This window comes from Variovorax sp. RCC_210 (assembly GCF_041355175.1).
Classification (GTDB): Bacteria; Pseudomonadota; Gammaproteobacteria; order Burkholderiales; family Burkholderiaceae_C; genus Variovorax.
In genome coordinates, this window is the sequence record NZ_JBFUPJ010000002.1 from 186862 (window position 1) to 208751 (window position 21890).

General features: G+C 69.3%; 20 protein-coding genes. 7 read left to right on the forward strand and 13 right to left on the reverse strand.

What is annotated here, in order from left to right:
- Positions 1-40: 40 nt before the first annotated feature.
- From AB6807_RS08865 to purT, 6 genes are all read right to left on the reverse strand, one after another.
- Positions 41-859: an ABC transporter ATP-binding protein gene (locus AB6807_RS08865; RefSeq protein WP_371084277.1), complete on the reverse strand. Its 819-nt coding sequence runs from the start codon at positions 857-859 to the stop codon at positions 41-43.
- Positions 856-1932 (reverse strand): branched-chain amino acid ABC transporter permease, encoded by a 1077-nt coding sequence (locus tag AB6807_RS08870; protein WP_116910156.1) that lies wholly within the window; start codon positions 1930-1932, stop codon positions 856-858. Before AB6807_RS08870 ends, AB6807_RS08865 begins: the two co-directional genes overlap by 4 nt.
- Before the next feature lie 93 nt (positions 1933-2025).
- Positions 2026-2901 carry a branched-chain amino acid ABC transporter permease gene (locus AB6807_RS08875; RefSeq protein WP_371084278.1) on the reverse strand — a complete coding sequence of 292 codons (876 nt, stop codon included), beginning with the start codon at positions 2899-2901 and terminating at the stop codon, positions 2026-2028.
- Between the two features lie 19 nt (positions 2902-2920).
- Entirely contained in the window at positions 2921-3751 is an 831-nt protein-coding gene (locus AB6807_RS08880) for a helix-turn-helix domain-containing protein (protein ID WP_371084279.1), read from the reverse strand.
- Between the two features lie 109 nt (positions 3752-3860).
- Positions 3861-4802: an alpha/beta hydrolase gene (locus AB6807_RS08885; protein WP_371084280.1), complete on the reverse strand. Its 942-nt coding sequence runs from the start codon at positions 4800-4802 to the stop codon at positions 3861-3863.
- A 172-nt stretch (positions 4803-4974) separates the two neighbouring features.
- On the reverse strand, positions 4975-6177 hold the full coding sequence (gene purT / locus AB6807_RS08890; RefSeq protein ID WP_371084281.1) for a formate-dependent phosphoribosylglycinamide formyltransferase: 1203 nt from the start codon (positions 6175-6177) through the stop codon (positions 4975-4977).
- A gap of 187 nt (positions 6178-6364) precedes the next feature.
- Between purT and AB6807_RS08895 the strand changes: the two genes are divergently transcribed.
- Genes AB6807_RS08895 through AB6807_RS08905 form a run of 3 tightly spaced genes read left to right on the forward strand, consistent with a single transcriptional unit; the run spans position 6365 to position 9423 of the window.
- The gene (locus tag AB6807_RS08895) at positions 6365-7213 is read left to right on the forward strand and encodes a 3-hydroxybutyryl-CoA dehydrogenase (protein ID WP_371084282.1); all 849 of its coding nucleotides are present in this window, start codon (positions 6365-6367) and stop codon (positions 7211-7213) included.
- 39 nt (positions 7214-7252) lie between these two features.
- Positions 7253-8068 carry a crotonase/enoyl-CoA hydratase family protein gene (locus AB6807_RS08900; protein ID WP_116910162.1) on the forward strand — a complete coding sequence of 272 codons (816 nt, stop codon included), beginning with the start codon at positions 7253-7255 and terminating at the stop codon, positions 8066-8068.
- Positions 8069-8088: 20 nt separating this feature from the next.
- Positions 8089-9423 carry a serine hydrolase domain-containing protein gene (locus AB6807_RS08905; protein WP_371084283.1) on the forward strand — a complete coding sequence of 445 codons (1335 nt, stop codon included), beginning with the start codon at positions 8089-8091 and terminating at the stop codon, positions 9421-9423.
- A gap of 15 nt (positions 9424-9438) precedes the next feature.
- Here the strand turns inward: AB6807_RS08905 and AB6807_RS08910 are convergent, their stop codons facing one another.
- Entirely contained in the window at positions 9439-10224 is a 786-nt protein-coding gene (locus AB6807_RS08910; protein WP_116910164.1) for a type III pantothenate kinase, read from the reverse strand.
- Between the two features lie 193 nt (positions 10225-10417).
- On the opposite strand from AB6807_RS08910, the gene lysM reads away from it, so the two are divergent.
- Positions 10418-10891: a peptidoglycan-binding protein LysM gene (gene lysM / locus AB6807_RS08915; RefSeq protein ID WP_371084284.1), complete on the forward strand. Its 474-nt coding sequence runs from the start codon at positions 10418-10420 to the stop codon at positions 10889-10891.
- A 128-nt stretch (positions 10892-11019) separates the two neighbouring features.
- Here lysM and AB6807_RS08920 read toward each other — a convergent pair whose 3' ends face one another.
- A complete protein-coding gene (locus tag AB6807_RS08920; RefSeq protein ID WP_371084285.1) occupies positions 11020-11427 on the reverse strand; it encodes a rhodanese-like domain-containing protein in 408 nt (135 codons plus the stop codon).
- A gap of 175 nt (positions 11428-11602) precedes the next feature.
- Between AB6807_RS08920 and AB6807_RS08925 the strand changes: the two genes are divergently transcribed.
- The 3 genes from AB6807_RS08925 to AB6807_RS08935 all read left to right on the forward strand — a co-directional run bounded on the left by AB6807_RS08925 (position 11603) and on the right by AB6807_RS08935 (position 15434).
- Positions 11603-12718 carry a TRAP transporter substrate-binding protein gene (locus tag AB6807_RS08925; protein ID WP_116910167.1) on the forward strand — a complete coding sequence of 372 codons (1116 nt, stop codon included), beginning with the start codon at positions 11603-11605 and terminating at the stop codon, positions 12716-12718.
- 116 nt (positions 12719-12834) lie between these two features.
- Positions 12835-13488, forward strand: a complete 654-nt coding sequence (locus AB6807_RS08930; protein WP_371084286.1) for a TRAP transporter small permease subunit — start codon at positions 12835-12837, stop codon at positions 13486-13488.
- Positions 13485-15434, forward strand: coding sequence for a TRAP transporter large permease subunit (locus AB6807_RS08935; RefSeq protein WP_371084287.1), 1950 nt, complete (start codon positions 13485-13487; stop codon positions 15432-15434). The genes AB6807_RS08930 and AB6807_RS08935 overlap by 4 nt, the downstream gene beginning before the upstream one ends.
- Positions 15435-15474: 40 nt before the next feature.
- On the opposite strand, the gene AB6807_RS08940 is transcribed toward AB6807_RS08935, so the two are convergent.
- The 5 genes from AB6807_RS08940 to AB6807_RS08960 form a co-directional block, all read right to left on the reverse strand.
- Positions 15475-16470 (reverse strand): Bug family tripartite tricarboxylate transporter substrate binding protein, encoded by a 996-nt coding sequence (locus AB6807_RS08940; RefSeq protein ID WP_371084288.1) that lies wholly within the window; start codon positions 16468-16470, stop codon positions 15475-15477.
- A gap of 64 nt (positions 16471-16534) precedes the next feature.
- Complete coding sequence (locus tag AB6807_RS08945) at positions 16535-17476, reverse strand: hydroxymethylglutaryl-CoA lyase (protein ID WP_371084716.1); 942 nt, start codon at positions 17474-17476, stop codon at positions 16535-16537.
- Positions 17477-17559: 83 nt separating this feature from the next.
- Complete coding sequence (locus AB6807_RS08950) at positions 17560-18792, reverse strand: CaiB/BaiF CoA transferase family protein (protein WP_371084289.1); 1233 nt, start codon at positions 18790-18792, stop codon at positions 17560-17562.
- Positions 18793-18877: 85 nt separating this feature from the next.
- Positions 18878-19807 (reverse strand): LysR substrate-binding domain-containing protein, encoded by a 930-nt coding sequence (locus AB6807_RS08955; protein WP_371084290.1) that lies wholly within the window; start codon positions 19805-19807, stop codon positions 18878-18880.
- A 36-nt stretch (positions 19808-19843) separates the two neighbouring features.
- The gene (locus tag AB6807_RS08960; RefSeq protein ID WP_371084717.1) at positions 19844-21847 is read right to left on the reverse strand and encodes a PEP/pyruvate-binding domain-containing protein; all 2004 of its coding nucleotides are present in this window, start codon (positions 21845-21847) and stop codon (positions 19844-19846) included.
- Positions 21848-21890 lie beyond the last annotated feature (43 nt).

Below are 21890 nucleotides of genomic sequence, written 5' to 3' on the forward strand. Positions count from 1 at the left end.
CGTGCACCGGGCGCCTCCAAAAGGAAAACGAACGAAGAACTCATGCAGCCACCCTCCTCAAGCTGCTCACGTCGTCCACGGTCCCGAGGTAAGCCTCCACGACACGCGGATCGGCCTGCACCTCGCGCGGCGACCCGGTGGCCAGCACCTCGCCCATGTTCATGGCGAGCACGCGGTCGGACACCTTGGACACCAGCGACATGTCGTGCTCCACCATCAGCACCGACACGCCCAGCTCGTGCTGGATGTCCTGGATCCAGAACGCCATGTCCGCCGTTTCTTCCACATTGAGGCCCGAAGACGGCTCGTCGAGCAGCAGCAGCTTGGGCTCCGTGCACAGCGCACGCGCCAGCTCGACCACTTTGCGCACGCCATAGGGCAGCCCCGCCACCATCGAATCGCGATGGTGCTGCAGGTCGAGCAGCTCTATCACCTGCTCCGCCTTCTCGCGCGCCGCGATCTCCGCGCGCCGCGTGGCGGGCGTGAAGAACACCTCGCTCCAGAAGCCCGTGCGCCGGTGCGTGTGGCGCCCGATCAGCAGGTTGTGCAACACCGTCGCATGCTCGAACAGCTCGATGTTCTGGAAGGTGCGCGCAATGCCCAGCGCCGCGATGGCATGCGGCGCCTGCTGCGTCAACGCGATCGGTCCGCTGGCCTCGCCGTGCCACGTGATCTCGCCCGTGGTCGGCGTGTAGATGCGGCTGATCAGGTTGAACACCGTTGTCTTGCCCGCGCCGTTCGGGCCGATCAGCGTGAACACCTCGCCGCGCCGCACGTCGAAGCTCACCTTGTTCACCGCCAGCACGCCGCCGAAGCGCACGCTGAGCTCCTTCGCGGAAAGAAGAATGTCGTCGCTCATCTCAAACGGTCCGACTTGGTGAACGACTTCTGCCGCTTGAACAACCCCCTGCGGTAGAACGGAAAGAGCTGCAGCCAGGTGCGAATCTTCAGCCAGCGGCCATACAGCCCCAGCGGCTCGAACAGCACGAACGCGATCAGCACCAGCCCGTACACCAGCCCCTGCAACCCCGGCGCCTGGCCCACGACCGCCGGCAGCCAGTCCTTGCCCATCGAGATCAGCTGCGGCATCGCGATCAGGAAGATCGCGCCCAGGAACGCGCCGTGCACCGACCCCAGCCCGCCGATCACCACCATCAGCAGCAGGTCGATCGACTGCAGGATGCTGAACTGGTCCGGCGAAATGAAGCTCAGCTTGTGCGCGTACAGTGCCCCGCCCAGCCCCGCGAGAGCGGCCGAGATGGCGAACGACATCGTCTTGTAGCGCGCCAGGTGAATACCCATGCTCTGCGCCGAAATTTCCGAATCGCGAATCGCGACAAAGGCGCGCCCCGTGGGCGAGCGCAGCAGGTTCAGGATGCCCAGCGTGCTCAGCACCGCCACCACCAGGCACAGGAAGTAGAAGCCGTCGCCCGAGCCCAGCGACCAGCCGAAGAGCTGCGGCGACTTCACGTGCAGGCCCGCGTTGCCGCCCGTCACGCTCTCCCAGCGCGCGAACACCTCTTCGACGATGAAGCCGAAGGACAGCGTCGCGATGCCCAGGTAGATGCCCTTCACGCGCAGCGCCGGCAGCGCGACCACCACGCCCACGCCCGCCGACAGCGCCGCCGCGGCAACCAGCGCCAGCGGAAACGGCACGCCCAGGTTCGTCAGCACGCCTTGCGCATAGGCCCCCGTTCCCAGGAACGCCGCATGCCCGATGGAGAACTGCCCGGTGAAGCCGGCGAGCAGCATCAGCCCCAGGCCGACGATGCCGTAGATGAGCACGAAGGTGAGCTGCGCGAGCCAGTACTCCTCGATGATCCACGGCGCCGCCACGAGAAAGGCCACCAGCAGGCCGTACCAGAACACATGGCCGCCGTGCCGCGCGAGGCGGATGTCCTGGTCGTAGCTGGTCTTGAAGATGAAGCGCATATCAGGTCCGCGGCCGGGCCGGCTCGAGGCGGAGCTGCGCCCCCCCGGGGGGCAGCGAGTACACGAAGTGACGAGCGTGGAGGCGCATGTGTTCTAGACCTTCTTGCGCAGCTTTTCGCCGAACAGGCCGTTCGGCTTCACCATGAGCATCAGCAGCACCACGATGTACGGCGCCGTGTCCTTGAACCCGTCGGGCAGGTAGAAGCCCGCGAACGACTCGACGATGCCGATCACCAGCCCGCCCACGATGGCGCCCGGCAGGCTGCCGAAGCCGCCCACCACCGCCGCCGGAAACGCCTTCAGCCCGATGAAGCCCATGTTCGCGTGCACGAAGGTGATGGGCGCCAGCAGCATGCCCGCAATGGCAGCCACCGCGGCGGCCAGCCCCCACACCAGCCCGTTGAGCCGCTTCACCGGAATGCCCATGTAGTACGCGGCCAGCTGGTTCTGCGACGACGCCTGCATGGCGATGCCCAGCTTGCTGTAGCGGAACATCGCGAACAGCAGGCCGCACAGCACGGCGGTGGCCACGATGATGGCCAGCTGCTCCAGGTTGACCACCAGATCGCCCAGCTTCCAGATCTGGTCCTTGTAGGGCACGGCCAGCGTGTGCGTCTCGGTGCCGATGCCCGGCACCATGGTGATGAGCCCGCGCGCCACGTAGGCGATGCCGATGGTGAGCATGACGATGGAGAACTGCGGCTGGCCCAATATCGGGCGGATCACCACCAGCTCCAGCAGCACGCCGAAGGCCGCCATGGCCACGATGGCCAGCACGGCCGCGAGCCAGAACGGCAGGCCGAACAGCGACATGCCGGCGAACGCGCCGAAGGCGCCGAGCATCATCAGGTCGCCCTGCGCGAAGCTCACCGTTTCGGTGGCCTTGTAGATGAGCACGAAGCCCAGCGCGATGAGCCCGTAGATGCAACCTTGCGCAATGCCCGAGAGCAGGAGTTGAAGGATCTGCATGGGGTCCTTCGTGGCGCGCTCAGTGCCGCAAGCCGCCGGCCGCGTCGTGCAGCGCAAGGCGCCGCGAGCCGGCCAGGATGTCGCTGGGTTTCAGGCCGTACACCTGGCGAATCGAATGGCTGAAGTGCGTGGAGTCGGGGTAGCCGGTGTCCAGCGCGATGTCGGTCAGCGTGCTGTCCTGGCGCACGTAGCGCAGCAGGCTGCGCGCGCGCTTCCACGCGCGAAATGCCCTGAAGGCCATGCCCGTCTCCTGCTTGAACAGGTGCAGGAAGCGCGAGAACGACAGGTGCACCGAGGCCGCGCAGTCTTCGGCCGACATGGGCGCGGCCGGGTCGGCGTTGATGGCGTCGGCCACCTTGCGGATGCGCGCGTCGAGCGCGCGCGGCGCAAGCGACTCGCCGAAGAACAGGTGGTCGAAGTCGAAGCCCTCGAAGTCGGTGCCGCGGCCCGAGGCCGCCAGCAGGTGGGCATGGGCGTCGCGCACGCGCTGCACGAAGGCCGGCGCTTCCACCGGGCCGCAGTGCTGCAAGAAGGCCGGCATGCGCGCCGGGTCGACCGACTCCGACTCGATCAGCAGGCTGAAGATGAGCGGGTGCGCGCTCTCGACCTGGTGCGGCACGTGCGGCGGCACCACGATGAGCTCGCCCGTCTGCCAGGCGCCGCCGCCGATGCGGATGCGGTTGGGCGGCGCGCCGGCGGGCGACACGCACACGCCATGGCCGCCCATCGTGCGCTCGGCCGCCGCGCCGAGCAGGCCGGCATAGAACACGCGATGCGGCGTGAGCCACATCAGGCGTTCGCCCTGCCTTGCGGCGCCACGCTCGGGCGGCGTCGTCCTCGTTCGCTGCATGGTTTGTCTCCTGCAATCGATGGGTTGCCACTCTGCGGTGGCGTCTGGGTTGGCTGGATCGTAGCGGCGCGAACCGCTCGCGCGATGGCGATTTGCGCGGGGACTTTCCCTAGGCCTGCGCGAACGCGCGGCGCAGCTCCGACGCGCACAGCGCGACCGCGGTGTTGGCCTCGTCGAGCATCTTGCCCATGGTGATGAAGCCATGGATCTGTCGCTCGAAACACACGTACGCGGCGTGGTTGCCGGCGGCGGTGAGCGCCTGCGCATACGCGGCGCCCTCGTCGCGCAGCGGGTCGTAGCCGGCGGTAACGACCAGCGCCGGCGGCAGCGCCGACAGGTCGGTGTGCAGCAGCGGCGAGGCGCGCCAGTCGAGGTCGTGCGCGGGGTCGGTGATGTAGTGGTCGTGGAAGTACTTCATCGTGTCGCTGGTCAGCAGGTAGCCCTGCCCGTTGGCCTGGTGCGACGGATGGCCGCGGCGCATGTCGGTGGCCGGATAGATGAGCAGCTGGTACACGAGCGGCAGGTCGCCGGCATCGCGCGCGGCAATGGCCACCACGGCCGCGAGGTTGCCGCCCGCGCTGTCGCCGCCCACGGCCATGCGGCCCGCGTCGAGCCCGAGCGTGGCGGCTTCGCGGCGCACCCAGCGGGTGGCGGCGAGCACGTCGTCCACCGCGGCGGGAAAGCGGTGCTCCGGCCCCATGCGGTAGTCGACCGCCACCACGGCGCAGCCCGCGCCGTTGGCCAGCTCGCGGCACAGCACGTCGTGCGTGTCGAGGTCGCCGATGACCCAGCCGCCCCCGTGGTAATACACCAGCACCGGCAGCGGGCCGGCGCCCGAACCGAGCGGCCTGTAGAGCCGGACCGGAATGGGCCCGTGCGGACCGTCGGCCGCCAGGTCGCGCACCTCGGCCACTTCGGCGGGCAGCGGTTGCGTGGCGGTGCGGCGCTCGCGGTAGAAGGCGCGCGCGTCGGCGGGCGAGAGGGTGTGGGTCGGCGGAATGCCGCGCGCCTCGATGAAGTCGAGCAAGGCGCGCGCCTGGGGGTGCAGCATGGTGTCTCCGGGAGGGTCGAGAGTGGGTGTCCCTCGATCTTCCCGCACCATGCCCGCGTCGTGAAGGCGCGGCTTGCGGAAACTGGCTATGGCGCCTTCAGGGCGACTTCAAGACGCTTTCAGGGCGCGATCAGGGCGCAATCACGCAGATGCGGTCCGCGCCCCATACAGGTCAAGCCGTGCGAGGCTTCACGCGCGAGGCGGCTTCCTTGGCCAGCTTGCGCGCCGTGTCGGTATCGGCCGCGTGCACCAGCGCCACGCCCATGCGGCGCTTGACGAAGCTCTCGGGCTTGCCGAACAGGCGGATGTCGCTGCCCGGCACCTGCAGCGCCTCGGCCACGCCGTCGAACGCGATGCCGGTGGCGTCCACGCCGCCGTAGATCACCGCGCTGGCGCCCGGGCTCTTCAGCGAGGTGTCCACCGGCAGGCCGAGGATGGCGCGCGCATGCAGCTCGAACTCGTTCTGCCACTGCGTGGCCATGGTGACCATGCCGGTGTCGTGCGGGCGCGGGCTGACCTCGCTGAACCACACCTCGTCGCCCTTCACGAACAGCTCCACGCCGAACAGGCCCTGGCCGCCCAGGTCGGCCGTGACGGCCTGCGCGATCTGCTGCGCCTTCTGCAGCGCGGCGGGCGCCATGGGGTGCGGCTGCCAGCTTTCCACGTAATCGCCGCTCACCTGCACATGGCCGATGGGGTCGCAGAACTTCGTTTCCACCGCGCCGGCCGCGCCCTTGGCACGCACGGTCAGCAGCGTGATCTCGTAGTCGAAATCGATGAAGCCCTCGACGATCACGCGGCCGTGGCTCACGCGGCCGCCGGCCATGGCGTAGTCCCAGGCCTTCTGCACGTCGGCGGGGCCGTCGATCTTGCTCTGGCCCTTGCCGGAGCTGCTCATCACGGGCTTGACGATGCAGGGATAACCAATACCTTCGTCGATGGCCGCCTGCAGCTCGGCCAGCGAGTCGCAGAACTTGTACGGGCTGGTGGGCACGCCCAGCGTCTCGGCGGCCAGGCGGCGGATGCCTTCGCGGTCCATCGTGAGGCGGGCGGCGCGGGCAGTGGGAATCACGCGCACCACGCCGGCGTCTTCCAGCTGCTGCAGCATGGGCGTGGCGATGGCCTCGATCTCGGGCACCACCAGCGTGGGCTTCTCGGCCTCGATCAGCGCCTTGAGCTGCGCCGGGTCGCTCATGGTGATGGTGCGCGCGTGGTGGGCCACCTGCTGGCCGGGGGCGTTCTCGTAGCGGTCGACGGCGATGGTCTCGACGCCGAGGCGCTGCAGGGCGATCAGCACCTCCTTGCCGAGTTCACCGGAGCCGAGCAGCATCACGCGGGTGGCGGAGGGGGAAAGGGGGGTGCCGAGGGTGGTCATGGTCGAGAGTCGAAAAGAAAGACGGGAAAAACGCAACCGCAGGACTGTAAGCCACCCGCGCGCCGGGTGTGTCACACGCGGCAACGGCGCGGCCGTGGGGCTGATTCACAATCGACGGCCTGCCGCGGCACCGGCCGCGAGCGCTCCCCTTTTTTCCCTTTCTTTTGTTTTTCCAAGGAGTTTTCTCATGGCCATCCAGACTGTCGGCATCATCGGCGCCGGAACAATGGGCAACGGCATCGCGCAGGCCTGCGCGGTGGCCGGCGTGAAGGTGGTGATGGTCGACATCGCCCAGGCGGCGGTCGACAAGGGCCTGGCCACCGTGTCGGGCAGCCTCGACCGCCTGATCAAGAAAGAAAAGCTCACCGCCGAGCAGAAGACCGCCGCGCTGGCGCTCATCCAGGGCTCCACCAACTACGAAGACCTGAAGAGCGCGCAGCTGGTCATCGAGGCGGCCACCGAGAACCACGCGCTCAAGCTGAAGATCCTGAAGCAGGTCGACGACCTGCTGGCACCCGAGGTGATCATCGCGTCGAACACCTCGTCGATCTCCATCACGCAACTGGCCGCGGCCACCTCGCGCCCCGACCGCTTCATCGGCATGCACTTCTTCAACCCGGTGCCGATGATGGCGCTGGTGGAGCTGATTCGCGGCTACCTCACCAGCGACGCCACGCACGACGCGGTGAAGGAACTGGCCGAGCGCCTGGGCAAGTCGCCCATCACGGTGAAGAACGCGCCGGGCTTCGTGGTCAACCGCATCCTGGTGCCGATGATCAACGAGGCCTTCTTCGTGCTGTCCGAGGGCATCGCCACGGCGGAAGACATCGACGCGGGCATGAAGCTGGGCTGCAACCAGCCCATCGGCCCGCTGGCGCTGGCCGACATGATCGGCCTGGACGTGTGCCTGGCGGTGATGGAGGTGTACCTCGAGCAGTTCGGCGACTCCAAGTACCGCCCCTGCCCGCTGCTGAAGGAAATGGTCGCCGCCGGCCAGCTGGGCCGCAAGACCGGCCGCGGCGTGTACGCCTACTAAATACCGCGCTTCAACAAGAACAACCGGAGACAAACGCACATGACCGCCACCCCCACCTCGCCCCCCACCGAAGGCTGCATCGACACCCAGGTGCTCGACCACGTGCTGCTCATCGGCATCAACCGCCCGGCCAAGCGCAACGGCTGGACGCCGCCCATGTTCAAGCAGCTGGCCGAGGCCTACACCCGGCTGGACGACGACCCGAACCTGCGCGTGGGCGTGCTGCATGCCTTCGGCGACCACTTCACCGCCGGGCTCGACCTGCCGGCGGTGGCCGAGTACATGAAGCGCGGTGAAAAAGCCATTCCGCAAGGGCTGGTGGAGCCGCACGATTTCGGTCTGGAAGGCTACCGCCGCCGCACCAAGCCGATGGTGGCGGCGGTGAAGGGCATCTGCTTCACCGTGGGCATCGAGCTGATGCTGGGCGCCGACATCGTGGTGGCGGCCGACAACTGCCGCTTCTCGCAGATGGAAGTGCAGCGCGGCATCATGGCCACGGGCGGCGCCACGCTGCGCATGGCCGAGCGCGCCGGCCTGGGCAACGCGATGCTGCACCTGCTCACGGCCGACGAGTTCGACAGCGCCGAGGCCTACCGCCTGAACTTCGTGCAGAAGGTGGTGCCGGCCGGCCAGGAGCTGGACGCGGCGCTGGCCATTGCGCAGCGCATCGCGGCGCAGGCCCCGCTGGCGGTGGTGGCCACGCGGCTCAATGTGCTCAAGGCCATCGAGCACGGTCCGCTGGCGGCCGTGAGCGAATTCATCGAGACGCAGAAGCGCCTGTCGAACAGCGAAGACGCCGCCGAGGGCGTGCGCTCTTTCGTCGAACGCCGTCCCGCGCGCTTCAGCGGCCGTTGAACAGCCTTGCACCCACCACCATGGCATTTTTCATTCGCACGGCGCTCGCCGCCGCTTTCACCCTGCTCGCAGTGAACACCACTTCCGCCCAGACGCCCGCGCCCGCCGCGCTGCCCGACCCCGCGGCCACCTCGGTCGACGCGCTGGGCTGGATGAAGGGCTTTCCGCCCGCGCCCGACAAGCTCATCACCTTCGACAACCCGGCCGGCGGCGTGTTTCCGCGCACGCGCTGGAGCTTCTCGCACGTGCGCGAGACCGTGCCCACGGCCAACGTGTGGCGCGGCAGCGGCGCCGCGAGCCCGCTGCCCGCGGCCACGTCGCCGGTGCAGATCGAGGCCGTCACCTTCAAGCCGCTCGGCAGCACAGGCAACGAGCAGACACTGAACTTCGCCCAGATGATCTCGGGCACCTACACCGACGGCATCCTCGTGATGCACCGCGGCAAGGTGGTCTACGAGAAGTACTTCGGCGCGCTCACGCCCGAGCGCCCGCACATCGCGATGTCGGTCACCAAGTCCTTCGTGGGCACGCTGGCCGCCATCCTCGCGGACGAGGGCAAGCTCGACCCGGCTGCGCTGGTCACCCAATACATTCCCGAGCTGAAGGACACGGCGTACGGCGACGCCACCGTGCGCCAGGTGATGGACATGACCGTGGGCGTGCACTACTCCGAGAACTACGCCGACCCGAAGGCCGAGATCTGGGACTACGCGCGCGCCGGCGGCATGCTCACGCAGGGCCCGAACTACACCGGCCCGAAGTCGTTCTACGAGTTCCTCGTCACGCTGAAGAAGGAAGGCGAGCACGGCGATGCCTTCGCGTACAAGACCGTCAACGCCGAGGTGCTGGCCTGGGTGCTGCGCCGCGCCAGCAACCAGTCTCTGGCCGACCTGCTGAGCGAGAAGATCTGGCGGCGCATCGGCGCCGAGCAGGACGCCTACTTCATGGTCGACCGCATCGGCACCGAGTCGGGCGGCGGCGGCCTGAACACCGTGCTGCGCGACCTGGCGCGCTTCGGCGAAACCCTGCGCAACGGCGGTCGCGCCACCAACGGGCAGCAGGCCATTGCGAAGGCGGTGGTCGACGACATCCAGCGCGGCGGCGACCCGGCCAGGTTCGTGAAGGCCGGCTACCCGCTGCTGCAGGGCTGGAGCTACCGCGACATGTGGTGGGTGTCGCACAACCCGCACGGCGCGTACATGGCGCGCGGCATCCACGGCCAGAGCATCTACATCGACCCGAAGGCCGAGATGGTGATCGTTCGCTACGCGGCGCACCCGGTGGCGGCCAACGGCGCCAACGACCCGCTCACGCTGCCCGCGTTCCAGGCGCTGGGCGAAGCGCTGATGCGGTGAGCCCGAGAGGGCTGCTCAGGCAGCGGCCCGCTCGCGGGCGATGACCAGCAGCCCGTCCATGATCAGGCTCTCGACCAGCTCGAAGTGCCCGTTCATCACGGGCGCCATCTTCCAGCCCGCGCCACCGGTCATGTAGCAGGCCGGCTCGGCGCCGCAGTGCGATCGCACGTGCTGCACCATGCGCTCGACCGCGCCCGCGATGGCGTAGGTGCCGCCGCTGGTGAGCGCGTCGCTGGTGTTGGTCGGAAACTCGCGCACCTCGCCGGTGGGCACGTGCAGCCCGGCCGTGCCCGACTCCAGCGCGCGCAGCATGATGCCGTGGCCCGGCAGGATGAGCCCGCCCAGGAACTTGCCGCCGGCGTCGATGGCCTCGACGGTGACCGCCGTGCCAATCATCACCACCACCATCGGCAGCGCTTCGCGGCCCGCTTGCTCGGCCAGCATGCGATGCCGCGCGCCGATCATGGCCACGAAGCGGTCGGCGCCCAGGCGCGTGGGGTGGTCGTAGCCGTTGACGATGCCGGCCTCGCCCGCGCTCGGCATCACCCAGCGCGGGGTGCAGTCGAAGCGCTCGTTGATCTGTTCCTCGGCGCGCCGGCGCACCGCGTCGCCGGCCACCACGCAGCCGAGCATGGACGCGGGCGCGGGCAGGTCGGCCCATGGGCCGTCGGCCAGCCGCTCGATGTGGTCCAGGAATTCGGCCCCCTGCGCCTGCAGCGCGGCCCCCGGATGGGCCCCGTCGTAGAGCGCCCATTTGAGGCGGGTGTTGCCGATGTCGATCGCGAGGAAGGGGGATGCCATGCGCGGGATTATTGCGACATTGTGAAAACTTCTGCTGGCGGGGCGTCGCGCAGGCGGCACGGCCGCCGCACAGGTGGCACAGGTGGCACGGGCGCAATAGACGGCATATGCGGCATGGGCCTACGCCGGGGCGCCGCGTTCCGCCGCACCATGCCAGTCCTTGCCACTCAACCACCGCACGAAGGAGAGAACCATGGGATTGCTCAGTTTCATCAAGGAAGCCGGTGAAAAGCTGTTCGGCGGCTCGTCGGCCCACGCCGCCGCCGCCGATGCACCGGACGCCAACGCCGCCGCGGCAGCCGCCATCAAGACCTACATCGAGACGCAGAACCTCGGCCTCACCGGGCTGGTCGTGACCTACGCGGCGAGCAGCGGCGTGGTCACCCTCGCGGGCAACGCGCCTTCGCAGGAAGCCAGCGAAAAGGCATCGCTGGCCGCCGGCAACGTGGCCAACGTGACCAGCGTCGACAACAACCTCGTCGCCCCCGCGGCGCCGCCCGCGCAGTACCACGACGTGGTGAAGGGCGACACGCTGTCGGCCATTTCCAAAAAGTACTACGGCGACGCCAACAAATACAACGCGATCTTCGAGGCGAACAAGCCGATGCTGAGCAACCCGGACAAGATCTATCCGGGGCAGAAGCTGCGGATTCCGCCGCTCAAGTAACGGCTGCGACGCTGTTCATGCGAAGGCTCGCCGGGAGATCGGCGGGCCTTTTTGTTTTGTGCGCAAGAGAGCGGTTCCTGGGCGGGTGCACAGGCCGCCGGTGCACCTCGAAAAACTCAGTCCTAGTTCTAGTTCTGCTTCCAGGGCAACCCGCGCTTGCGCCACCCGCCGACTTGGTTCCGGTGCCCCTGCTCGTCCGGGTTCCCTTCGAAGCCTTCGAGGATGTTGTAGGCCTCGACACCCAGCTCGGTCGCGCGCTTGGCCGCAGCCACGGAACGCACGCCGCTGCGGCACAGCAGCACGACCTTCCTGCCACCGGCGGCAGCGGCGACCACGCCGTCGTCGAACGCGGGGTTCATCGCCATGCCCGGCCATTGCTTCCAGGCCAGGGGGACGGCGCCCGGCACGTAGCCGACCCACTCGCGCTCGGCGTCGGTGCGCACGTCGACCAGCACGGCCTCGCCGCTGGTCATCCACTGGGCGGCCTGCTCGGGCGTCACGTCGCCGGCGTAGTCCTTGTTTTCGGGTTCGGTCATCGGGGTTGATTCCTTGGGGTTCGGGTTTTCAATGAGCGGAATTTTTCACCGGTTCGTGAAAACCCTGTTTGTCGGCGTGTTCCCGCGCGCCAAAGATGGCGGCTTGGCCCGTCAAACCATAACTCCAAGACGGCGGCCTGGGTTTTCCCAGTCAGTCCCACTTGGAGAGAGACACATGACAGACAGCAAAATGCCCCGCCGCCGCGGGCTGCTCAAGGGCGCCGCGGTGGCCGCGGGCGCCATGTCCGTGCCGATGGTCAGCATGGCCCAGACCACCTCGCTGCGCTTCCAGAGCACCTGGCCCGCCAAGGACATCTTCCACGAGTACGCGCAGGACTACGCGAAGAAGGTGAACGACATGGCGGGCAACCGCCTGAAGATCGAGGTGCTGCCCGCCGGCTCGGTGGTGCCCGCCTTCCAGCTGCTCGACGCGGTGGCCAAGGGCACGCTCGACGGCGGCCACGGCGTGGTGGCGTACTGGTACGGCAAGAACTCCGCGCTCGCGCTGTGGGGGTCGGGCCCGGGCTACGGCATGGACGCCAACATGATCCTGGCCTGGCACGCCTACGGCGGCGGCAAGGCGCTGATGGACGAGATCTACAAGAGCCTCAACCTCGACGTCGCCTCCTACCTCTACGGGCCCATGCCCACGCAGCCGCTGGGCTGGTTCAAGAAGCCGGTGGCCAAGGCCGAGGACATGAAGGGCCTGAAGTTCCGCACCGTGGGCCTGGCGGTCGATGTGTTCACCGACATGGGCGCGGCGGTGAACCCGCTGCCCGGCGGCGAGATCGTGCCCGCGCTGGACCGCGGGCTCATCGACGCGGCCGAGTTCAACAACGCATCGAGCGACCGCGTGCTGGGCTTTCCCGACGTGGCCAAGAACTGCATGCTGCAGAGCTTTCACCAGTGCGGCGAACAGTTCGAGGTGCTGTTCAACGGCGGCAAGCTCAAGGCGCTGCCCGCCGAGCTGCGCTCCATCATCGAGTACGCCACGCAGGCCGCCAGCGCCGACATGAGCTGGAAGGCCATCGACCGCAACTCGAAGGACTACGAAGAGCTGAAGAAGAGCGGCATCAAGTTCTACAAGACACCCGACGCCGTGCTGCGCGCGCAGCTCGCCTCATGGGACAAGACCATCGCCAAGAAGTCGGCCGAGAACCCGATGTTCAAGAAGGTGCTCGACTCGCAGCGCACCTTCGCCGAGCGCGCCGGCCAGTGGCAGAACGACTACGAGGTCGATTTCAAGATGGCCTACAACCACTACTTCGGACGGCAGGCGAAGAAGACCTGAAGCGCGCCCAGCGACGCGGGGGGCACCGGGCGGTGCCCTTCTTTTTCATGTCCGTGCAATGCCTGCACGCAAGCCGCGACAGCCCCGCAAGGGCTCGCGGCGAGGAGTTCGTTCCGATGCAATCCTTTCTGCTCGCGGTCGACCGGTTTTCCACCTGGATCGGCAAGACCTTCGCCTGGTGCGTGCTGCTGCTCACGCTGCTGATCAGCTGGGAGGTTTTCTCGCGCTACGTGCTGAACAAGCCGCATGCCTGGGTGCTCGACGCGCAGATCATGCTGTACGGCGCCATGTTCATGACCGCCGGCGCGTACACGCTGTCCAAGAACGGCCACGTGCGCGGGGACGTGCTCTACGGCTTCTTCCGCCAGCGCACGCAGGCGCTGGTGGACCTGGTGCTGTACATCGTGTTCTTCCTGCCGGGCATCGTGGCGCTCACCTGGGCCGGCTGGGTGTACGCGGGCGAGTCGATGGCCATTCGCGAGCAGACCTTCTCGGCCGAGCCGCTGCCGCTGTACCCGTTCAAGTTCGTCATTCCGCTGGCGGGCTTCACGCTGCTGCTGCAGGGCATCGTGGAAATCGTGCGCTGCGTGCTGTGCATCCGCAGCGGCGCGTGGCCCTCGCGCGAGCAGGACGTGGAAGAGGTCGACGTCGAGAAGCTCAAGCAGATGGTGCACGTGAAGGACGCGGACATCGCCGCGCTCGACCGCGTGGTCGTGGCGCAGTCCGCAGCCCACGCGCCCTCCCCCGCGCTGAAAGGAGCCGCGCGATGATCCGCCGCGAACTCTGGTTCGGCCTGTCGTTCATGGCGCTGATCGTCGTCGGCGCGGGCTCGGTGCTGGCCAGCGCCGACACCATCACCAACGGCCACCTGGGCCTGTTGATGCTCTCGCTGGTGGTGGTGGCCATCATGCTGGGCTTTCCCACGGCGTTCACGCTGATGGGCATGGGCATGGTGTTCACCTTCCTGGCCTACGAGCGCGACTGGCACCGCACGCTCGACCTGATGGTGCAGTCGGCCTTCAAGACCATGGCCAACGACGTGCTCATCGCGGTGCCGCTGTTCGTGTTCATGGGCTACCTGGTGGAGCGCGCGAACCTGATCGAGTCGCTCTTCAAGAGCCTGCACCTGGCGCTGGCGCGGCTGCCCGGCGCGCTGGCGGTGGCCACGCTGGTGACCTGCACCATCTTCGCCACGGCCACCGGCATCGTGGGCGCGGTGGTCACGCTGATGGGCCTGCTGGCGCTGCCGGCCATGCTGCGCGGCGGCTACAGCGTGCCGCTGGCCGCGGGCGCCATCACCGCGGGCGGCTGCCTGGGCATCTTGCTGCCGCCGTCGGTGCTGCTCATCGTGTACGGCGCCACGGCGGGCGTGTCGGTGGTGCAGCTGTACGCGGGGGCCTTCTTTCCGGGGCTGATGCTGTCGTCGCTCTACGTGCTGTACGTGATCGTCGTCGCCTGGCTCAAGCCGCAATGGGCGCCGCCGCTGTCGCAGGCCGAGCGCGTGGTGCCGCTGCCGCCGCTGTCGCAGCGCCTGGCCGACAGCCCCGCGGCGCATGCGCTGGTGGGGCTGCTGAAGGGGCGGCGCAACGCGGGCGTGCCGATGTCGCACGTGCTCCGGCAGCTCGGCATCGTCGCGCTGCCAGGCGTGGTGTTCGTGCTGCTGGCGTGCTTCAGCTACAAGGCCGTGACCACGGTGGAGGCGCAGGCGCGCTACGACATCGAGGAGATCGGCGCCGTGCGCAGCGCGCCCACCGAGGGCGGCCTGCAGGAGCCACCGAGCGAAGGCGGGCTGCAAGAGCCGCCGCAGGAGGGCGGGCTGCAGGAGCCGCCCGTGGAAGGCGAGACGGCATCGCCGTCCGCAGCATCTCCGACATCTCCAACATCGCCTACGCCATTGGCCGAGCCACCCGGCGCGGCGCAAAGTACCGCCGCGGAATCGCCCACCGAAGCCGCAACGCAGCGCCCCGCCCCCACCTGGTGGTGGGTCGCCTTCGCGGTCTTCGGCGCGCTGGTCACGTTGTTCTACCTGTTCCTGAGCTTCGCGCGGCTGGAAATCTTCAAGCTGCTGCTCGCCTCGTTCTTTCCGCTGATGCTGCTGATCTTCGCGGTGCTGGGCTCCATCGTGCTGGGCCTGGCCACGCCGACCGAGGCGGCCGCCATGGGCGCGCTCGGCGGCATGCTGCTGGCGGCGGCCTACCGGCGGCTCAACCTCGCGGTGCTCAAGGAGTCGGTGTTCCTCACGGCCAAGACCTCGGCCATGGTGTGCTGGCTGTTCGTGGGCTCGGCCATCTTCTCGGCCGCGTTCGCGCTGCTGGGCGGGCAAGCGCTGGTGGAGGAGTGGGTGCTGGGCATGAACCTCACGAAGGTGGAGTTCCTGGTCCTGAGCCAGGTCATCATCTTTTTGCTGGGCTGGCCGCTGGAGTGGACCGAGATCATCGTGATCTTCATGCCCATCTTCATTCCGCTGCTCGACAACTTCGGCGTCGACCCGCTGTTCTTCGGCCTACTGGTGGCGCTGAACCTGCAGACGGCTTTCCTCTCGCCGCCGGTGGCCATGGCCGCGTTCTACCTGAAGGGGGTGAGCCCGCCGCACGTGACGCTGAACCAGATCTTCCTGGGCATGCTGCCGTTCATGGGCATCCAGGTGCTGGCGATCGTGCTGCTGTACATGTGGCCGCAGATCGGGCTGTGGCTGCCGCAGCTGCTCTACAAGTAGCAACAGCCGGGCGCAGGCAACACGCGGCGGGCGAGGAGACTTATTCGCCTTCGATTTTCGCCGCCTCCACCACCTTGCCCCAGCGCAGGTACTCGGCCTTGCTGTAGTCGGCCAGCTTCTGCGGGCTCATGTAGTCGGCGGTGGCGCCGAGCTCGGAGGCCTTCTGCTGGAAGGCCGGCGTCGCCACCACCTTGGCGATCTCGGCCGTGAGCTTGTCGATGACGGGCTGCGGCGTCTTCGCCGGCGCGAACACGGCGAACCACGAGGTCGCGTCCAGGTTGGGCAGACCGGCTTCCGCCGCCGTGGGCACGGTGGGCAGCGAAGCCACGCGCGTCTTGCCGGTGACGGCCACCGCGCGCAGCTTGCCCGACTGGATGAACGGCATGAAGGGCGGCGGCGTGCCGAAGGTCATGTCCACCTGCGCGCCCAGCAGGTCCTGCAGCGCCGGGCCGGTGCCCTTGTACGGAATGTGCGTGAGCTGGATGCCGGCCTGCTGCTCGAGCATGGCGCCCGTCACGTGCTGCAGCGAGCCGGGGCCCGACGACGCATAGGTCAGCTTGCCCGGGTGGGCCTTGGCGTAGGCGATGAGCTCGGCCATGTTCTTCACCGGCAGGCCCTCGCGCACCACCACCACCTGCGGCGCGCTCAGCACGTTGGCCACGGCGCGGAAGTCCTCGGGCACCCACTGCGCCTTCTGCCTGGTGACGTGGGGCGAGATGACGTGGTAGCCCGAGTACTGCATCAGCAGCGTGTGGCCGTCGGCCTCGGCGCGCTTCACCGCCACCGCGGCGATCACGCCGCTGGCGCCGCCGCGGTTGTCCACGATCACCGGCTGGCCCAGCGCCTTGCCCAGCGGGTCGGCCAGCATGCGACCGGCGATGTCGGTGGTGCCGCCGGCGGCGGTGGGCACCATCAGCGTGACGGGCTTCGACGGATAGGTCTGCGCGCCGGCGGTGCCGGTGCCGGCCAGCAGCGCGGCGGCGGCCAGTGCACCGAGCTGCCGGCGCGTGAGGAAGAAATGGTTCGAGGGGGTCATTGAAATGTCTCCGTTGGTTCTTGAAATCGAATCGCGAATGGGGGTGCGCAACCGTGGGCGCGGATCAGCCTGCGCGCGCCAGCGCGCGCTCGCGCGTGGCCGCGAAATCAGCCGGCGGCGCATGCAGGTCGAGCCGGCGGCCGGCCTTCACGATCTGGCTCGGAATGTCATGGCCGATGAGCGCCGGCAGCCGCCGCGCGGCGTCGATCACGCGGGCCAGGTCGACGCCGGTGTCGTAGCCCATGAGCTCGAGCGCGTGCACGATCTCCTCGCTGCACACATTGCCGGTGGCGCCCGGCGCGTAGGGGCAGCCGCCGATGCCGCCGATGGATGCGTCGAAGCGGCGCGCGCCGGCGTCGATGCCCGCCAGCACGTTCGCCAGCCCCATGCCGCGCGTGTTGTGAAAGTGCAGCGTGAGCCCGGTGCCGGGCCAGCGCTGCACGAAGGCGCGCACCAGCGCCTGCACCTGCCCCGGGTACGCCATGCCGGTGGTGTCGCACAGCGTGACGCCGCCCGCGCCCAGTTCGTCCACGAAGCGCGCGCACCAGCGGAGCACTTCGGCCTCGGGCACCTCGCCCTCGATGGGGCAGCCGAAGCTGCACGACAGCGACACGTTCACCGCCACGCCCGCCTGCCGCGCCAGCGCCGCCACCTCGGCCAGCGCGCGGAACGACTGCTCGCGCAGCATGCGCAGGTTGGCCAGGTTGTGGCTCTCGCTGGCCGACATGACCAGATTCATCTCGTCGGCGCGCGCGTCGATGGCGCGCTCCGCGCCGCGTACGTTGGGCACCAGCGCGGTGTAGGCCACGCCGGGCACGCGCTCGATCTCGCGCAGCACCACCTCGGCGTCGCGCAGCGCGGGAATCGCCTGCGGCGACACGAAGGCCGTGACCTCGATCTTCGCCATGCCCGCGCGCGACAGCGCGTTGCACAGCGCGATCTTCTCGGCGGTGGGCACGAAGGCGGCCTCCACCTGCAGGCCGTCGCGCAGGCCGACCTCGCACATCTGCACGCGCCGTGCGTTGCCGTTCCAGGCCGACTCGTCAGAGACCGGCTCGTTCAATACCGACTCGTTCAAACCCGTGCTGTTCATGCCACCACCTTCCTGCCGCGCAGCGCGGCGATGTCTTCCGATGTGAAACCGAGCCCGGCCAGCACCGCGTCGGTGTCGTCGCCGAGCCCCGGCGCCGAAGAGCGCACCGTGCCGGGCGTGCCCATGAGCTTGGGCACCACGCCGGGCACCTCGATGTCGTGGCCGTCGCGCGTGCGCTGGCGCAGCAGCATGTCGCGCGCGCGGTAGTGCGGGTCTTCGGCGATGTCCTTCGCGGTGTAGACCTTGCCCGCGGGCACGCGCGCCGCGCCCAGCACCTCGAGCACCCCGGCCACGGGGCGCGGCAGCGTCCAGGCCTCGATGGCCGCGTCGAGCTCGGCCACGCGCGCCACGCGGCCCGCGTTGTTCGCCAGCGCCGGGTCGGCGCCCAGGTCGTCGCGGCCGATGGTCTGCATCAGCCGGCGGAAGATGCTGTCGCCGTTGCCCGCCACCAGCACGTAGCCGTCGGCGCAGCGGTAGGCGTTCGACGGCGCGATGCCCGGCAGCGCGCTGCCCGCGGCCTCGCGCACCGCGCCGAACGCGCTGTACTCGGGCACCAGGCTTTCCATGACGTTGAACACCGCCTCGTTCAGCGCCACGTCGATCACCTGTCCCTTGCCGCCGTTGACCTTGCGGTGGTACAGCGCGGTGAGCACGCCGATGGTGCCGTGCAGCGCGGCCAGCGTGTCGCCGATCGAAATGCCGCAGCGCACCGGCACCCGGCCCGGCTCGCCGGTGAGGTGGCGCAGCCCGCCCATCGCCTCGCCGATGGCGCCGAAGCCCGGCAGGTCGCGGTACGGGCCGCTCTGGCCGTAGCCCGAGATGCGCAGCATCACCAGGCCGGGGTTCAGCTCGCTCAGCACCTCGTAGCCCATGCCCCAGCCTTCGAGCGTGCCGGGGCGGAAGTTCTCGATGAGCACGTCGGCCTCGGCAATGAGCCGGCGCGCGATGCCCTGGCCCTCGGCGCTGCGCAGGTCGAGCGCCAGCGAGCGCTTGTTGCGCGACTGCACCTGCCACCACACCGAGGTGCCGTCCTGCAGCAGGCGCCAGTTGCGCAGCGGGTCGCCGGCGCCGGGCGCCTCGATCTTGACGACGTCGGCGCCGAACTCGCCGAGCGTCTTGCCGGCGAAGGGGCCGGCGATGAGCTGGCCCATCTCGATGACGCGCAGGCCCTGCAGTGCGCCGGGGCTCAAGGAAAGGTCGGGAACATCGGGAACGCGGGGAAGATTCATGGGCCCGATTCTGGTCAGCGCCCCCCTCGAGCGGAACGACAAAGCCGCGCACCCAGCTTTCGCGGATCGCGAAAGCGCGCCAGGGTTAACCCGTGACGTTGGTGTCGTCCCTGGCGTCCGTAGGGTCCGTGCAGAGGTGGTCGATCAGCGTGCGCACGTGGCGCGGCACCGCGTTGGCGTCGCGCAGGCCGATCAGCAGGCGGCGTTCGGCCCAGGCGTCTTCCAGCGCGATCTCGCGCAGGTTCATCGAGCGCAGGTGCGGCTGGATCGCCTCGCGCGGCAGCACGGCCACGCCCATGCCCGCGGCCACCATCTGGCACATGGCGTCGAAGCTGCGCACCTGGATGCGCAGCCGCAGCCTTCGCCCCAGCGCCTCGGTGGCTGTCTGCAGGCGCTGCGCGAGCGAGGTGCCGGCCGCGAGGCTCACGAAGTCGAACTCGGTCGCCTCCTCGAAGCGCACGCTGCGCCGCCGCGCCAGCGCATGGCCGCGCGGCACCACCAGCGCCAGCTGGTCGGTGCGGTAGTTGACGAGGTGCAGGCCCAGCGAGGGCGTGCGGTCGGCGAAGATGCCCACGTCGGCCCGGCCGTCGAGCACGGCGAGCACGATCTCGCTGCTGTTCTGCTCCTCCAGCTCGATGCGGATGCCGGGGTTGGCGGCCACGAAGCTCGCGAGCTCGCGCGGCAGGAATTGCGTGACCGCCGAGGTGTTCACCCACAGCCGCACCACGCCCAGCACGCCCGAGGCGTAGTCGGACAGGTCCGCGGCAAGCTGGTCGACATCGTTCAGGATGCGCTGCGCATGGCGGTGCAGCGCATGGCCCGCCACGGTGAGCGTCACGCCGCGCGAATGGCGCTCGAACAGCTCGGTGCCCACCGCCGCCTCCAGGTCGGAAATGCGCTTGCTGGCCGCGCCCACCGCCAGGTGCGCGAGCTCCGCGCCCTTGCTGATGCTGCCGGTGCGCACCACGAGGTGGAAGAGCGACAGCGAGACGAGGTCGAGGCGGTGCAGGTTCATGGTCGGGCTCCGTGAAGGCATGCGGGCAAAGAAGTTTCAACGCCGCCGTTCAACGTACGGCCTTGCCTGCAACAGCACGATGCGCTCGCCCACCGTCGCCCACTCGATGTCCTGGTCCACCGCGTTGAAGGTGCGCTTCACCGCCGCGCCCACCGCGGCCAGGCGCACCACCAGCTCGTCGGTGAGCACCTTGCGCCCGGCCTCCACCGGCACCTCTTTCACGCCGCCGTCCTTGTCGAGCTGCAGCGCCGTGTCCTCGGCCGAGCGGCTGAGCACCTGCACGGCCTTCGACCAGCTCGAGTACATCACCTGCTCCGCCACGCGCTGGCCCTCGACCACGCGAATGCCGATGCCGCGCTTGGCCGAGATGTAGGTCACATGCGCGTGGCCCGCGTCGAAGGGGTCGCGCGTGATCATCACGCCGGCGTTGGTCGCGTCGATGGCGGTCTGCACGAACACGCCCATCAGCACCGACTCGGCCCCGAAGCCCGCGGCGCCGCGCGCCTCCCAGGCCTCGGGGTTGAACACCGAGGCCCACACCTTCTTCACCGCCGCCTCGAGCGCGTCGCCGGTCTTCACGTTGGGCACCGTGGTGTACAGGCCGGCGCCGCTGAAGCCGGGCAGGTCTTCGGAGTTGGACGAGCTGCGCACGAACACGCCGCCGCCGCCCAGCCGCGACTGCCACGCCGCGCGCCATGCGGCGGCGGTGGCGGGGTCGACGGGCCACTGCACGATCTCGTCGCGCAGCTGCGCCAGCGCCCTTTGCCGCGCCTTCGGGTCGCTGGCGAAACCGGGTTGCTGCTGCATGCGCGCGATGCGCGCGGCCAGGCCGTTGGCGCGCATGAAGCGGTCGTAGTGCGCGAACGGAATGCAGAAGCCGTCGGGCACCGACGTGCCCGGAATGCGCGCGGCCTGCATCGCGCCGAGGTTGGCGGCCTTCACGCCGCATTGCGCGCTGTTGCGCGCGCGCAGCGCGGCCAGCGGCAGCAGGCGCGCTTCGCGCAGGTCGGGCTGCAGGGCGCGCGCGCCGCCGGGCACCGCGCCGGTGGCCGCCACGCGCGCGGCGCGCGGCGGCAGGGCCGAAACCTCTTCGGGCGTGAGCCGGCGCACCTGGTAGCCCGAGGCCGCCACCTTCAGCGCCACCCACTGGCCGGCGTGTTCCTTCAGCACCGTGGCCGCGTCGCGCACGTAGGCGTTCGGAATGCCCCAGCCCTTGGCCAGCAGGTTGACATGCGACAGCGCGGTCGACGGCCGCTCGGTCAGCACGCCCGCCACCGGCGGCAGGCCGATGGGCACCTGGCGCAGCACGGCGATGTCGTCGGGCAGCAGCGCGTTGATGGCGCCCTCGTCCTCCACGATGCGCACCCGGCCGGTGGCGGTGCCCAGGTTCATGGGCAGGTAAGGCTGCTCGCGGATCAGCGCCTCCTGGCTCACGAAGTCGATGCCGGTCTCCTGCGCCACGCGCTCGTGCAGCGTGGAATTGGTCTTGAACTTCACCGGCGCGAAGAAGCTGGCCTTCACTTGCGCGTCGGCCTGGCGCAGCAGCGCGGGCGTGAGCCGGTCGCCCTCCCAGAACTCGTAGGTGAAGCTGCCGATGTTCTGCTGCCAGCTCAGCGTGCCGAACAGGAAGCGGCGCTCGGGCACCAGGTAGTTGCGGTCGATGTCGCGCTTGGCGGTGCTGGCCACCAGCCGCGTGTCGCGCAGGAAGCGCACGTGCAGCTGGTAGCGCGGCGTGTCGATGTAGTGCATGCGCGGCGGCTTCGCCTGGCGGTCGATGGCGAACAGCAGGTGCGCCAGCTGCATCGGCGTGCCGGCGTCGTACACGCGCGCGAGCTGGTCGAAGTCGCCCTGGCTGCGCAGCGCGGGCAGCGACGACGGCACCGAGGGGCGCGGCGCCAGCTGGGCGGCGGGGCTTTCGGGTGGCTGGTTCTGCTGCTGGTAATAAGAGGGCTTGCGCGCAAGCTGGGCGTCGGCGGGGTGCGCGGCGAGCAGTGCCACCGCCGCCATGCACGGCAGCCAGGCCAGCAACGGCGCGGCCATGGTCTTGCTCCGGGAGCGCTCGCGCCGCATCGGGCGTGTGCCT

Coding starts and splice junctions, on each gene's coding strand:
- AB6807_RS08880 (WP_371084279.1), bottom strand. CDS start 3,751: ATGCAGCGAACGAGGACGACGCCGCCCGAGCGTGGCGCCGCAAGGCAG.
- AB6807_RS08910 (WP_116910164.1), bottom strand. CDS start 10,224: ATGGCATCCCCCTTCCTCGCGATCGACATCGGCAACACCCGCCTCAAA.
- lysM (WP_371084284.1), top strand. CDS start 10,418: ATGGGATTGCTCAGTTTCATCAAGGAAGCCGGTGAAAAGCTGTTCGGC.
- AB6807_RS08945 (WP_371084716.1), bottom strand. CDS start 17,476: ATGTGCGAGGTCGGCCTGCGCGACGGCCTGCAGGTGGAGGCCGCCTTC.
- AB6807_RS08955 (WP_371084290.1), bottom strand. CDS start 19,807: ATGAACCTGCACCGCCTCGACCTCGTCTCGCTGTCGCTCTTCCACCTC.
- AB6807_RS08895 (WP_371084282.1), top strand. CDS start 6,365: ATGGCCATCCAGACTGTCGGCATCATCGGCGCCGGAACAATGGGCAAC.
- AB6807_RS08960 (WP_371084717.1), bottom strand. CDS start 21,847: ATGGCCGCGCCGTTGCTGGCCTGGCTGCCGTGCATGGCGGCGGTGGCA.
- AB6807_RS08905 (WP_371084283.1), top strand. CDS start 8,089: ATGGCATTTTTCATTCGCACGGCGCTCGCCGCCGCTTTCACCCTGCTC.
- AB6807_RS08930 (WP_371084286.1), top strand. CDS start 12,835: ATGCAATCCTTTCTGCTCGCGGTCGACCGGTTTTCCACCTGGATCGGC.
- purT (WP_371084281.1), bottom strand. CDS start 6,177: ATGACCACCCTCGGCACCCCCCTTTCCCCCTCCGCCACCCGCGTGATG.
- AB6807_RS08870 (WP_116910156.1), bottom strand. CDS start 1,932: ATGCGCTTCATCTTCAAGACCAGCTACGACCAGGACATCCGCCTCGCG.
- AB6807_RS08950 (WP_371084289.1), bottom strand. CDS start 18,792: ATGAATCTTCCCCGCGTTCCCGATGTTCCCGACCTTTCCTTGAGCCCC.
- AB6807_RS08900 (WP_116910162.1), top strand. CDS start 7,253: ATGACCGCCACCCCCACCTCGCCCCCCACCGAAGGCTGCATCGACACC.
- AB6807_RS08885 (WP_371084280.1), bottom strand. CDS start 4,802: ATGCTGCACCCCCAGGCGCGCGCCTTGCTCGACTTCATCGAGGCGCGC.
- AB6807_RS08920 (WP_371084285.1), bottom strand. CDS start 11,427: ATGACCGAACCCGAAAACAAGGACTACGCCGGCGACGTGACGCCCGAG.
- AB6807_RS08875 (WP_371084278.1), bottom strand. CDS start 2,901: ATGCAGATCCTTCAACTCCTGCTCTCGGGCATTGCGCAAGGTTGCATC.
- AB6807_RS08940 (WP_371084288.1), bottom strand. CDS start 16,470: ATGACCCCCTCGAACCATTTCTTCCTCACGCGCCGGCAGCTCGGTGCA.
- AB6807_RS08865 (WP_371084277.1), bottom strand. CDS start 859: ATGAGCGACGACATTCTTCTTTCCGCGAAGGAGCTCAGCGTGCGCTTC.
- AB6807_RS08925 (WP_116910167.1), top strand. CDS start 11,603: ATGACAGACAGCAAAATGCCCCGCCGCCGCGGGCTGCTCAAGGGCGCC.
- AB6807_RS08935 (WP_371084287.1), top strand. CDS start 13,485: ATGATCCGCCGCGAACTCTGGTTCGGCCTGTCGTTCATGGCGCTGATC.